The organism is Streptomyces sp. NPDC057617 (assembly GCF_042800555.1).
GTDB lineage: Bacteria > Actinomycetota > Actinomycetes > Streptomycetales > Streptomycetaceae > Streptomyces.
This window is the reverse complement of record NZ_JBHVGV010000006.1, coordinates 116,511-127,941: the sequence shown is the minus strand read 5'-3', so window position 1 is coordinate 127,941 and position 11,431 is coordinate 116,511. Positions and strand designations below refer to the sequence as shown.

10 protein-coding genes are annotated in these 11,431 nt (G+C 67.9%); 8 read left to right on the top strand and 2 right to left on the bottom strand.

Features of this window, described 5'->3' with window-relative positions; all coding sequences use genetic code 11:
- Positions 1 to 177 precede the first annotated feature (177 nt).
- From ACFU9P_RS16930 to clpX, 3 genes are all read left to right on the top strand, one after another.
- Positions 178 to 783, top strand: a complete 606-nt coding sequence (locus ACFU9P_RS16930) for an ATP-dependent Clp protease proteolytic subunit (protein WP_376375802.1) — start codon at positions 178 to 180, stop codon at positions 781 to 783.
- Positions 784 to 857: 74 nt separating this feature from the next.
- A complete protein-coding gene (locus ACFU9P_RS16925) occupies positions 858 to 1,553 on the top strand; it encodes an ATP-dependent Clp protease proteolytic subunit (RefSeq protein ID WP_376375711.1) in 696 nt (231 codons plus the stop codon).
- A gap of 168 nt (positions 1,554 to 1,721) precedes the next feature.
- Entirely contained in the window at positions 1,722 to 3,014 is a 1,293-nt protein-coding gene (clpX, locus tag ACFU9P_RS16920) for an ATP-dependent Clp protease ATP-binding subunit ClpX (protein WP_376375714.1), read from the top strand.
- A gap of 80 nt (positions 3,015 to 3,094) precedes the next feature.
- Here the strand turns inward: clpX and ACFU9P_RS16915 are convergent, their stop codons facing one another.
- On the bottom strand, positions 3,095 to 3,703 hold the full coding sequence (locus ACFU9P_RS16915) for a Uma2 family endonuclease (RefSeq protein ID WP_384081231.1): 609 nt from the start codon (positions 3,701 to 3,703) through the stop codon (positions 3,095 to 3,097).
- Positions 3,704 to 3,829: 126 nt separating this feature from the next.
- Entirely contained in the window at positions 3,830 to 4,762 is a 933-nt protein-coding gene (locus ACFU9P_RS16910) for a hypothetical protein (protein ID WP_384081229.1), read from the bottom strand.
- Positions 4,763 to 4,898: 136 nt separating this feature from the next.
- Here ACFU9P_RS16910 and ACFU9P_RS16905 point away from each other — a divergent pair, with 136 nt between their 5' ends.
- The 5 genes from ACFU9P_RS16905 (at position 4,899) to ACFU9P_RS16885 (ending at position 11,377) form a co-directional block, all read left to right on the top strand.
- Positions 4,899 to 7,520 (top strand): valine--tRNA ligase, encoded by a 2,622-nt coding sequence (locus tag ACFU9P_RS16905; protein WP_384081226.1) that lies wholly within the window; start codon positions 4,899 to 4,901, stop codon positions 7,518 to 7,520.
- Positions 7,521 to 7,701: 181 nt separating this feature from the next.
- Entirely contained in the window at positions 7,702 to 9,216 is a 1,515-nt protein-coding gene (locus ACFU9P_RS16900) for a bifunctional folylpolyglutamate synthase/dihydrofolate synthase (protein WP_376375726.1), read from the top strand.
- Positions 9,217 to 9,221: 5 nt separating this feature from the next.
- Entirely contained in the window at positions 9,222 to 9,617 is a 396-nt protein-coding gene (locus tag ACFU9P_RS16895) for a DUF4233 domain-containing protein (RefSeq protein ID WP_384081223.1), read from the top strand.
- Positions 9,618 to 9,680: 63 nt separating this feature from the next.
- Positions 9,681 to 10,094: a nucleoside-diphosphate kinase gene (gene ndk / locus ACFU9P_RS16890; protein WP_376375730.1), complete on the top strand. Its 414-nt coding sequence runs from the start codon at positions 9,681 to 9,683 to the stop codon at positions 10,092 to 10,094.
- A gap of 263 nt (positions 10,095 to 10,357) precedes the next feature.
- Entirely contained in the window at positions 10,358 to 11,377 is a 1,020-nt protein-coding gene (locus ACFU9P_RS16885; RefSeq protein WP_046498926.1) for a rod shape-determining protein, read from the top strand.
- Positions 11,378 to 11,431: the final 54 nt, after the last annotated feature.

Below are 11,431 nucleotides of genomic sequence, written 5' to 3'. Positions count from 1 at the left end.
CGCTCCTCAACTACCTTGCGCTCCCAGCGAACAGCCCCGGAACCGGGATGGCGCCCGCCGACCAGCGCGTTAGGGTCCATGAATACGAGGGCTGGGGAGTCTCCCGTCCCCGGTACGAAGACGCTGAGACGGCCAAAGCCGTCAGAGACGAGCAGGTGTATACGCGTGACGAATCTGATGCCTTACGCCGCCGGTGAGCCGTCCCTCGGTGGTGGCCTCGGCGACCAGGTCTACAGCCGGCTGCTCGGAGAGCGGATCATCTTCCTCGGCCAGCAGGTCGACGACGACATCGCCAACAAGATCACCGCGCAGCTCCTCCTCCTCGCGGCCGAGCCCGAGAAGGACATTTTCCTGTACATCAACAGCCCCGGTGGCTCCGTGACGGCCGGCATGGCCGTCTACGACACCATGCAGTACATCCCGAACGACGTGGTGACCATCGGTATGGGTCTCGCCGCGTCCATGGGCCAGTTCCTGCTGACCGGCGGCACGGCGGGCAAGCGCTTCGCGCTGCCGCACACCGACATCCTCATGCACCAGGGCTCCGCGGGCCTCGGTGGCACCGCCTCCGACATCAAGATCCAGGCCGAGCAGCTTCTCCGTACGAAGAAGCGCATGGCCGAGATCACCGCTCGTCACACCGGCCAGACCGAGGAGACGATCATCCGCGACGGTGACCGCGACCGCTGGTTCACCGCCGAGGAGGCCAAGGAGTACGGCATCATCGACGAGATCATCTCCGCTGCTTCCGGCGTTCCGGGCGGTGGCGGCACCGGGGCCTGAGCGCGCCTTGTGAGCAGTAGCGCCGCCCCGTACCAGCCGGCCACGAGCCCGCCACGACCACCGAACGCCACAGGATGGTGAACACCCACATGCACATGAACAGCAATTCCGCGAGCAACAACTCCGCGAGCGGCCTCTACACCGGCCCCCAGGTGGACAACCGTTACGTCGTTCCGCGCTTCGTGGAGCGCACCTCGCAGGGCGTGCGCGAGTACGACCCGTACGCGAAGCTCTTTGAGGAGCGCGTGATCTTCCTCGGTGTGCAGATCGACGACGCCTCCGCCAACGACGTCATGGCGCAGCTCCTCTGCCTGGAGTCGATGGACCCGGACCGGGACATCTCGATCTACATCAACAGCCCCGGCGGCTCGATGACGGCCCTCACGGCCATCTACGACACGATGCAGTTCGTGAAGCCCGACATCCAGACCGTGTGCATGGGCCAGGCCGCGTCCGCCGCCGCCGTCCTGCTCGCCGCCGGTACGGCCGGCAAGCGGCTCGCCCTGCCCAACGCGCGTGTGCTGATCCACCAGCCGTCCAGCCAGACCGGCCGTGAGCAGCTCTCCGACCTGGAGATCGCGGCCAACGAGATCCTGCGGATGCGCGCCCAGCTCGAAGAGATGCTGGCCAAGCACTCCACCACGCCGATCGAGAAGGTCCGCGACGACATCGAGCGTGACAAGATCCTCACCGCCGAGGACGCGCTCGCGTACGGACTGGTCGACCAGATCGTGTCGACCCGCAAGACCACGGCCGCTGCGGCCGCCTGACACACCGGACACACCCGGCGCCCTTGGCGCGGTCACCCGGCGCTCCGGCGCGGTGAGTGTGAACCGCGCCAAGGGGGGCCCGAACGGGGGCCCGGGCAAGGTACCGTCGGATATGAGGCACAGGAGCCGCTGAACCAAAGCTGCTCCCAGGCGAAGGGGAAGCACCTCGTGGCACGCATCGGTGATGGCGGCGATCTGCTCAAGTGCTCGTTCTGCGGGAAGAGCCAGAAGCAGGTGAAGAAGCTCATCGCGGGTCCCGGTGTGTACATCTGCGACGAGTGCATCGACCTCTGCAACGAGATCATCGAGGAGGAGCTGGCGGAGACCTCCGAGGTGCGGTGGGAGGAACTGCCCAAGCCTCGCGAGATCTACGAGTTCCTTGAGGGGTACGTCGTCGGGCAGGAGCCCGCGAAGAAGGCGCTCTCGGTGGCGGTCTACAACCACTACAAGCGGGTGCAGGCGGGGGAGACCGGGGGCGGGTCGGGGCGCGACGACGCGATCGAGCTGGCGAAGTCGAACATCCTGCTGCTGGGGCCGACCGGGTCCGGCAAGACACTGCTCGCGCAGACACTGGCCCGGATGCTGAACGTACCGTTCGCCATCGCGGATGCCACGGCGCTGACGGAGGCCGGGTATGTCGGCGAGGACGTCGAGAACATTCTGCTGAAGCTGATCCAGGCGGCCGACTACGACGTCAAGAAGGCCGAGACCGGGATCATCTACATCGACGAGATCGACAAGGTCGCGCGCAAGAGCGAGAACCCTTCGATCACGCGGGATGTGAGCGGCGAGGGTGTCCAGCAGGCGCTGCTGAAGATCCTGGAGGGCACGACCGCCTCGGTCCCCCCACAGGGCGGCCGGAAGCACCCGCACCAGGAGTTCATCCAGATCGACACGACGAATGTGCTGTTCATCGTGGGCGGCGCGTTCGCGGGTCTTGAGAAGATCATCGAGTCGCGGGCGGGCGCGAAGGGGATCGGCTTCGGGGCGACGATCCGCTCGAAGCGGGAGATCGAGGCGAGCGACCAGTTCCAGGAGGTCATGCCGGAGGACCTGGTGAAGTTCGGGATGATCCCGGAGTTCATCGGCCGCCTGCCCGTCCTGACCTCGGTCCACAACCTGGACCGCGAGGCGCTGCTCCAGATCCTGGTCGAACCGCGGAACGCGCTGGTGAAGCAGTATCAGCGCCTCTTCGAACTCGACGGTGTGGAACTGGACTTCGACCGCCCCGCCCTCGAAGCCATCGCCGACCAGGCCATCCTCCGCGGCACCGGCGCCCGAGGCCTGCGCGCGATCCTCGAAGAGGTCCTCCAGTCGGTGATGTACGAAGTCCCGTCCCGCAAGGACGTCGCCCGCGTCGTCATCACAGCGGCAGTGGTCCGCGACAACGTCAACCCGACCCTGGTCCCACGGGAACCGAGGATCGTGAAGAACGACGGCAGACACGAGAAGTCGGCGTAACGCTTTTTTCAGCGTCTTTTACGCACAAAGCGCCCGGGCGGAGTGGATGCCCGGGCGCTTTTGTGTGGTGGGTCAGTGGGTCAGTCTTCGTCGTACCCGAACGGGGCTTGGAAACCCTCGGTGCTGAGGGTGCAGTTGAACGGTGCGGGAATGAGGATGTCCTTGCCGAACGGCACGGTGAGGTGAGACTCGTACCCCTTGGTGGTCGGAGACCAGAAGACGGTGGCGCTGTCCTCCTGCATGTCGAGCAGCAGATAGACGGGAACGCCGGCCTTCCCATAGCGCTCGACCTTGTCGACCAGGTCGGCGTCCCTCGTTGAGGCCGAGGTCAGTTCGGCGATGAAGGACAGGCCCTCCCCGTCCAGATGCCGGCTCGTCGTCCTGCGGGTCCGGCCATCGGCCGCATGGACGTCCGGACCGTACGCCCGCTCGATCCCCGGGAAGACATAGAGCGCAGGGGCGGAGCTGATGCGATGGCCCCCGGGGAGATGGGCACGCATCTGATCGCAGATCAGGTCCATGACGTCGAGGTAATACGCCTTCGACCACGGCGACACCACGATGTTCGCCCTGATGATCTCGGCTTTGAAGCCGTCCGGCACGTTCAGCTCGTCGAGGGCCCTGCACAGGTCCTCGAAGCGTCGGGGGTCGTTGCCGTCTATCGTCGGGCGCTCAAGCATCACAGTCATGATGCGTCTCCCTCGCGCAGTGGGCCAGTCCGGTACTCAGCGTAACCGAATGATTCCTGAACGTGGAAAGCGGGCGCCCGGGCGGGGTGGATGCCCGGGCGCTTTTGTGTGGTGTGTGCGGTGGGGTCAGAGCGCTACGCGGACGTCGTTGCGGAGTTTGGCGGCCAGGGTGGCGGCTTCTTCCAGGGATGTGGGCTTACCGGTGGCGAGTTGGGCCAGGTCGATGGAGAGCACGTAGACCGCGGTGCTGTGGTCCGCCCAGATGCAGGTGGGGAAGGACGACGACTTGCCGCTGTCGGTGATCTTGGCCTCCTGGCACTTCATCACACCGTTCTCGAAGCCCTCCGGGGTGAACTCCTGGGGGCTGCCGACCAGTTCACCCTCGGTGGACTTGTCCGCCTGGCCGGTCTCGGCCTTCATCTTCGCGAAGAGCGAGTCGACGACCTGCTCCGGGTCGTCGATCGTGCCGTACACACCGCTGAAGGTGAGCTGCTTGCTGGTCAGGGAGTCACCGCCCGCGGAGTAGCCCGCGCCGACGTCCTTGGGGTTCTTGACGCCCCAGCCCTCCATGTCCTTGAGGTCCTGCTCGGACATGCCGTCGTCGCCGCCCGCGCCCGAGTCGACCTTCTTGTACGAGCCGCCGATGACCGTCTCCGGCGTGGTCAGCTTGTGCGGGCCGTCGTCGGCGACCGAGCCGCCGCCACCGCTGCCGCCGGAGGTCAGGAAGTACGCCCCGCCGGCTATGACCGCCAGCGCCACCACGACGACCCCGACGATCAGCCCGGTCTTCTTCTTGGGCGCGGCGGGCGGAGGGGGCGGGTACTGGCCCGGGCCCGCGCCGTACGGAGGCTGCTGCGGCGGCTGCCCGTAAGGCCCGCCCTGCTGCGGATACCCGTACCCGGGCTGCGGCGGCGTCCCCGGCGGGGGCGGGGCCTGCTGCGGATAACCGTAGCCGGGCTGCGGCGGCTGCTGCCCGTAAGGCCCGGGCTGCGGCTGCCCGTACGGCCCCGGCTGCTGAGGCGGCTGGCCACCGTACGGGCCCGGCTGGTTGTAACTCATCTGTCCTGTCCCCTCCAGAAACTTATGCGTTCCGAACATCCTGACGGACGGGACAGTGACCTGGGCCACCCGGGGCAGCTCCGTTACCGAACTATCCCGTTTCAGTACGGGCCTGTGACACCTCTAAACTGGCCCGGTGACCGAGAACACTCAGCAGCAGCCAGTCAGCGACCCCGAACTGCCGACGCAGTACGTGCCGGCCGAGGTGGAGGGAACGCTGTATGAGCGCTGGGTAGAGCGCGGGTATTTCGAGGCGGACGCGAAGAGCGGCAAGGAGCCGTACACCATTGTCATTCCGCCGCCGAACGTCACCGGAACGCTGCACCTCGGGCATGCCTTCCAGCACACGCTGATGGACGCCCTCACCCGCCGCAAGCGCATGCAGGGGTACGAGGCGCTGTGGCTGCCCGGGATGGATCACGCCGGCATCGCCACGCAGAACAAGGTCGAGCAGCAGCTCGCCGAGGAGGGCAAGTCCCGGCAGGACATCGGGCGGGCGGAGTTCGTCGAGCGGGTCTGGCAGTGGAAGGAGGAGTACGGCGGGCGGATCCTCGGCCAGATGCGGCGGCTCGGCGACGGTGTCGACTGGTCGCGCGAGCGGTTCACCATGGACGAAGGGCTGTCCAAGGCCGTCCTCACGATCTTCAAGAAGCTGTACGACGACGGGCTGATCTACCGCGCCGAGCGCATCATCAACTGGTGCCCGCGCTGTCTCACCGCGATCTCCGACATCGAGGTGGACTACCAGGAGGACGACGGCGAGCTGGTCTCGCTGAAGTACGGCGAGGGCGACGAGACGGTCGTCGTCGCGACGACCCGGGTCGAGACGATGCTCGGTGACACCGCCGTCGCCGTCCACCCCGACGACCCGCGGTACGCGCATCTCGTCGGCAAGCGGATCAAGCTGCCGCTGACCAGCCGTACGATCCCGGTCGTCGCGGACACGCACGTCGACCCCGAGTTCGGCACGGGCGCGGTCAAGGTGACCCCGGCGCACGACCCGAACGACTTCGAGATCGGCCGGCGGCACGGTCTGGAGTCCATGACGATCATGGACGAGCGCGGTGTCATCACCGCGCCCGGACCCTTCGCGGGGCTCGACCGGTTCGAGGCGCGCTCGGCGATCGTCGAGGCGCTGCGCCAGCAGGGCCGGGTCGTCGCGGAGAAGCGTCCGTACGTCCACTCCGTGGGCCACTGCTCGCGCTGCAAGACGACGATCGAGCCGCGGCTGTCGCTCCAGTGGTGGGTCAAGGTCGAGCCGCTGGCCAAGGCCGCGGGCGACGCGGTCAGGGACGGGCGGGTGAAGATCCACCCGGAGGATCTGTCGAAGCGGTACTTCGACTGGGTCGACAACATGCACGACTGGTGCATCTCGCGCCAGCTCTGGTGGGGCCACCGCATCCCGGTCTGGTACGGCCCGAACGGCGAGACCGTGTGCGTCGGACCGGACGACGAGGCGCCCACGGGCGAGGGCTGGACGCAGGACACGGATGTCCTGGACACCTGGTTCTCGTCCGGCCTGTGGCCCTTCTCGACGCTCGGCTGGCCCGAACAGACCGCGGATCTCAAGAAGTTCTATCCGACCGATGTGCTGCTCACCGGGCACGACATCATCTTCTTCTGGGTGGCCAGGATGATGATGTTCGGGCTGTACGCGATGGACGGTGTCGCGCCGTTCCACACGATCGCGCTGACCGGTCTCGTCCGTGACGAGCACGGCAAGAAGATGTCGAAGTCCAACCCCAACTCCGTCGACCCGCTGGACTGGATGAACGCGTACGGCTCGGACGCCGTCCGCTTCACCCTGGCCCGTGGCGCCAACCCCGGTGCGGATGTGCCGATCGGCGAGGACTGGGTCCAGGGCTCCCGCAACTTCGCCAACAAGATCTGGAACGCGACGCGCTTCGCGCTGATGAACGGTGCCACGGTCGAGGGCCCGCTGCCCGAGGCCGGGGAGATGTCGGCGTCGGACCGCTGGATCCTGTCGCGGCTGAACGAGACGGTCGCGCAGGTCGACGCGTACTACGAGGACTACCAGTTCGCGAAGCTCAGCGACACACTCTTCCACTTCGCGTGGGACGAGGTCTTCGACTGGTACGTCGAGCTGTCCAAGACGACCTTCTTCGAGGGCGGCGCGCAGGCGCGGGTCTCCGGGCGGGTGCTCGGGGAGGTCCTCGACGTGTTGCTGCGGCTGCTGCATCCGATCGTCCCGTTCGTCACCGAGACGCTGTGGACGACGCTCACCGGCAAGGAGTCGGTCGTCATCACGGACTGGCCGCTCGACAGCGGGTTCCGTGACGCGGCGGCCGAGGCCGAGATCGGGCATCTCCAGCAGGTGGTCACGGAGGTCCGGCGGTTCCGGGGTGACCAGGGGCTCCAGTCGGCGCAGAAGGTCCCGGCGCGGCTGGATCTGTCGGGTACGCCGCTGGCCGCGCACGAGGCGGCCATCCGCCAGGTCCTGCGGCTCCAGCCGGAGGGCGAGTCCTTCCAGGCGACGGCGACGCTGCCGGTCGCGGGGGCACGGGTGGAGCTGGACCTGTCCGGCACGATCGACGTCGAGGCGGAGCGCAAGCGGCTGACGAAGGATCTGGGCGCGGCGGAGAAGGAGAAGGCGCAGGCGCTGGCGAAGCTGGGCAACGAGGCGTTCCTCGCGAAGGCGCCGGACCAGGTCGTCGAGAAGATCCGCGGACGGCTGGCCAAGGCGGAGGCGGACATCGCGCGGCTCACGGCGCAGGTGGAGACGCTGCCGGTGGGCTGATGCCCCTGCGAGTTGAGCCGGGGTTCGGGGGCGGTGCCACGCCGGGGTTCGGGGGCGGTGCTCCAGGCAGGGCTCCGCCCCGGACCCCGGTCCTCAATCGCCGGACGGGCTTGATGTCACTCCCCCCGGCCCAAGGCGGCCGGGGGGCCGGGCTGTCGGTGGGGCTCCGTAGACTGGGGGCGTGAGCGAGCAGCGTCCATTCGACCAGCCCGGTGAGCACGACGACTTCGACGAGATCGTCGCCGCCGAGACCGACCGTGATCCCGATCTGGCGGTGATCGAGGCCGGCAGCCGTACGCTGCGCGCCCAGGCCGGTCCCGTGAGCGGGGACGGGGTGCCCGGGCGCCCCGAGGACCCCGAGGTGGACAAGGCGCTGCGCGCCGTCGAGCAGGAGCTGGCGGGGCGGTGGGGCGAGACCAAGCTCGAACCGTCGGTGAGCAGGATCGCCGCGCTGATGGATGTGCTGGGCGAGCCCCAGCGCTCGTACCCCTCGATCCACATCACCGGCACCAACGGCAAGACGTCCACGGCCCGCATGATCGAGGCCCTGCTGGGCGCGTTCGATCTGCGTACGGGCCGGTACACCAGCCCGCACGTCCAGTCGGTCACCGAGCGGATCAGCCTGGACGGCGCGCCGGTCTCGGCCGAGCGGTTCATCGAGACGTACGAGGACATCAAGCCGTACGTCGAGATGGTCGACGGCTCGCAGCCGTACCGCCTCTCCTTCTTCGAGGTGCTGACGGGCATGGCGTACGCGGCGTTCGCGGACGCGCCGGTCGATGTCGCGGTCGTCGAGGTCGGCATGGGCGGGCGCTGGGACGCGACGAATGTGATCGACGGGTCGGTGGCCGTGGTCACCCCGATCGATCTGGACCACACGGACCGGCTCGGGAAGACACCCGGCGAGATCTCGGTGGAGAAGTCCGGGATCATCAAGCAGGGCGCGACGGTGATCCTGGCGCAGCAGCCGGTGGACGCCGCGCAGGTGATGCTCAAGAAGGCCGTCGACGTGGACGCGACGGTGGCGCGCGAGGGCATGGAGTTCGGAGTGGTGGCCCGCGAGGTCGCGGTGGGCGGGCAGTTGCTGACCCTGCGCGGTCTGGGCGGGGAGTACGAGCAGGTGTTCCTGCCGCTGTACGGCGCGCATCAGGCGCACAACGCGGCGGTGGCGCTGGCCGCGGTCGAGGCGTTCTTCGGGGTCGGCGCGCAGCACGCCCGGCCGCTGGACATGGACACCGTCCGCAGGGCGTTCGCGTCGGTGTCCTCGCCGGGCCGGCTCGAAGTCGTACGGCGCTCTCCGACGGTGGTGCTGGACGCGGCGCACAATCCGGCCGGGGCGCGCGCCGCGGCCGACGCGATGACCGAGTCGTTCGGCTTCAGCCGGCTGATCGGGGTCGTGGGCGCCAGCGACGGCAAGGATGTGCGCGGGGTGCTGGAGGCGCTGGAGCCGATCTGCACGGAGCTGGTCGTCACCCAGAATTCGAGCCACCGGGGGATGGACGCCGACGCGCTGGCGGCCATCGCGGTGGAGGTGTTCGGGGACGACCGGGTGCAGGTCGAGCCGCGCCTCGACGACGCGCTGGAGGCGGCGGTCACCCTCGCGGAGGACGAGTCGGAGTTCGCGGGGGCCGGGGTGCTGGTGACCGGCTCGGTGATCACGGTCGGCGAGGCCCGGCTGCTGTTGAAGAAGGGCTGAATTCCATGCGAACGCTCTGCGCGTCGACACTGCTCGCCGAGGTCTTCGTGATCGGTTTCGCCGGTCTGGTGGCCATGAAGTCGGACGGGCTGTCGACGGGGACGGTGTGGACGGTCTGCGGTGTCGCGATGCTGTTGTGTCTGCTGCTGTGCGGGATGATCACCCGGCCCGGCGGTGTGCAGCTCGGCTGGGCGCTGCAGATCGCGCTGGTCGCGAGCGGTTTTGTGGTGCCGGTGATGTTCGTGCTGGGGGCGGTCTTCGCGGCGCTGTGGTGGGCGTCGGTGCACTACGGGCGGCTCATCGACCAGGCGAAGGCGCGCTGGGCGGAGCAGGCGGGGGAGCCCGGTACGACCTCTGCACAAGCCCCCGGACAGGCCTCGGCAGAGGCTGACGCTGTGTAATCGAGGCGGGCCGGGCCCTGTAGCCTCTGAGTCCCGCATCCCGCACATGAAGGAGCCTGTACCGTGACCGAGCGCACTCTCGTCCTCCTGAAGCCCGACGCGGTCAGGCGCGGGCTCATCGGCGAGATCATCGGCCGTATCGAGCGCAAGGCCGGGTGGACGATCACCGCTCTGGAGCTGCGCACGCTCGACCAGGACACGCTGGAGACACACTACGGCGAGCACAAGGGCCGGCCCTTCTACGAGCCGCTCCTCGTCTTCATGGCCTCCGGCCCGGTCGTCGCCCTGGTCGTCGAGGGCGAGCGGGTCATCGAAGGAGTGCGCGCCCTCGCCGGTCCCACTGACCCGATCGCCGCGGCCCCCGGGTCCATCCGGGGGGATTTCGGCACCATCGTCCGGGAGAACCTGATCCACGCCTCGGACTCGGAGGAGTCCGCCATTCGGGAACTGAAAATTTTCTTCCCCGGCCTTTCCTGACCTCCTGTCAGCCGAACGAGGCCGGCAGCCTGGGGCGACCGAAGGAATTCGGTCGCCTTTGGGCATATGCGGGACCATTGCGGGAACGCATCGGACCGACACTTCGTCACTCTTAACGAGCCCTTGCGAGGCGGCCCAGCGAGCAGACGCCGCACAGGCGTGACTACGATGTAGGCCTCCACTCCAAGCACCCACCTCGCCATCCTGAGAAGCCATCAAAGCCTCTATTTGGGAAGGCCAGACGCATCCTCATGGGGAACAACATGTCGTTCATCGGCCGTGACATGGCTGTCGACCTCGGGACCGCCAACACGCTGGTGTACGTCAGAGGCCGGGGGATCGTACTCAACGAGCCGTCCGTCGTCGCCATCAACACCAACACGGGCGGCATTCTCGCGGTCGGCGCCGAAGCCAAGAAGATGATCGGGCGGACCCCCGGCAACATCGTCGCCGTCCGGCCCTTGAAGGACGGCGTGATCGCCGACTTCGAAATCACCGAGCGCATGCTGCGCTACTTCATTCTCAAGATCCACAAGCGCCGCTATCTCGCCCGGCCGCGCGTTGTCGTCTGTGTGCCCTCGGGCATCACGGGGGTCGAGCGCCGCGCCGTGATCGAGGCGTCCACACAGGCGGGCGCGCGGCAGGTGCACATCATCGAGGAGCCCATGGCCGCGGCCATCGGCTCCGGACTCCCGGTCCACGAGGCCACCGGCAATATGGTGGTCGACATCGGCGGCGGCACCACCGAAGTCGCGGTGATCTCGCTCGGCGGAATCGTCACCGCGCAGTCGATCCGGGTCGCCGGTGACGAACTGGACAACGCGATCATCCAGCACATCAAGAAGGAGTACTCCCTCCTTCTGGGTGAGCGCACCGCGGAAAGCATCAAGATCACCATCGGTTCCGCATACGACCTCGACAAGGACGAACACACCGAGATCCGCGGCCGCGATCTGGTCTCCGGACTGCCGAAGACCGTGGTCATCTCCGCCGCCGAGGTCCGCAAGGCCATTGAAGAACCCGTCAATTCGATCGTCGACGCCGTGAAGACCACCCTCGACAAATGCCCGCCCGAGCTGTCCGGCGATGTGATGGACCGGGGGATCGTGCTCACCGGCGGAGGCGCGCTGCTGCGCGGTCTGGACGAGCGGCTGCGCCGCGAGACCGGAATGCCCATCCATATCGCGGAGGACCCGCTGGACTCCGTCGCGCTCGGAGCCGGCAAGTGTGTCGAGGAGTTCGAGGCGCTCCAGCAGGTGCTGGACGCCCAGCCCCGTCGGTGACACGCTCTCCGCGCCGCCGTACGGAATCCGCTCCCCCGGACCTCCCGTACGGCG

What these genes read in the sequence shown, in the direction of transcription:
- ACFU9P_RS16930 (WP_376375802.1), top strand. Translation starts at nt 178, where the DNA reads ATGCCTTACGCCGCCGGTGAGCCGTCCCTCGGTGGTGGCCTCGGCGAC.
- ACFU9P_RS16925 (WP_376375711.1), top strand. Translation starts at nt 858, where the DNA reads ATGGTGAACACCCACATGCACATGAACAGCAATTCCGCGAGCAACAAC.
- ACFU9P_RS16915 (WP_384081231.1), bottom strand. Translation starts at nt 3,703, where the DNA reads ATGACTGTGATGCTTGAGCGCCCGACGATAGACGGCAACGACCCCCGA.
- ACFU9P_RS16910 (WP_384081229.1), bottom strand. Translation starts at nt 4,762, where the DNA reads ATGAGTTACAACCAGCCGGGCCCGTACGGTGGCCAGCCGCCTCAGCAG.
- ACFU9P_RS16895 (WP_384081223.1), top strand. Translation starts at nt 9,222, where the DNA reads ATGCGAACGCTCTGCGCGTCGACACTGCTCGCCGAGGTCTTCGTGATC.
- ACFU9P_RS16885 (WP_046498926.1), top strand. Translation starts at nt 10,358, where the DNA reads ATGTCGTTCATCGGCCGTGACATGGCTGTCGACCTCGGGACCGCCAAC.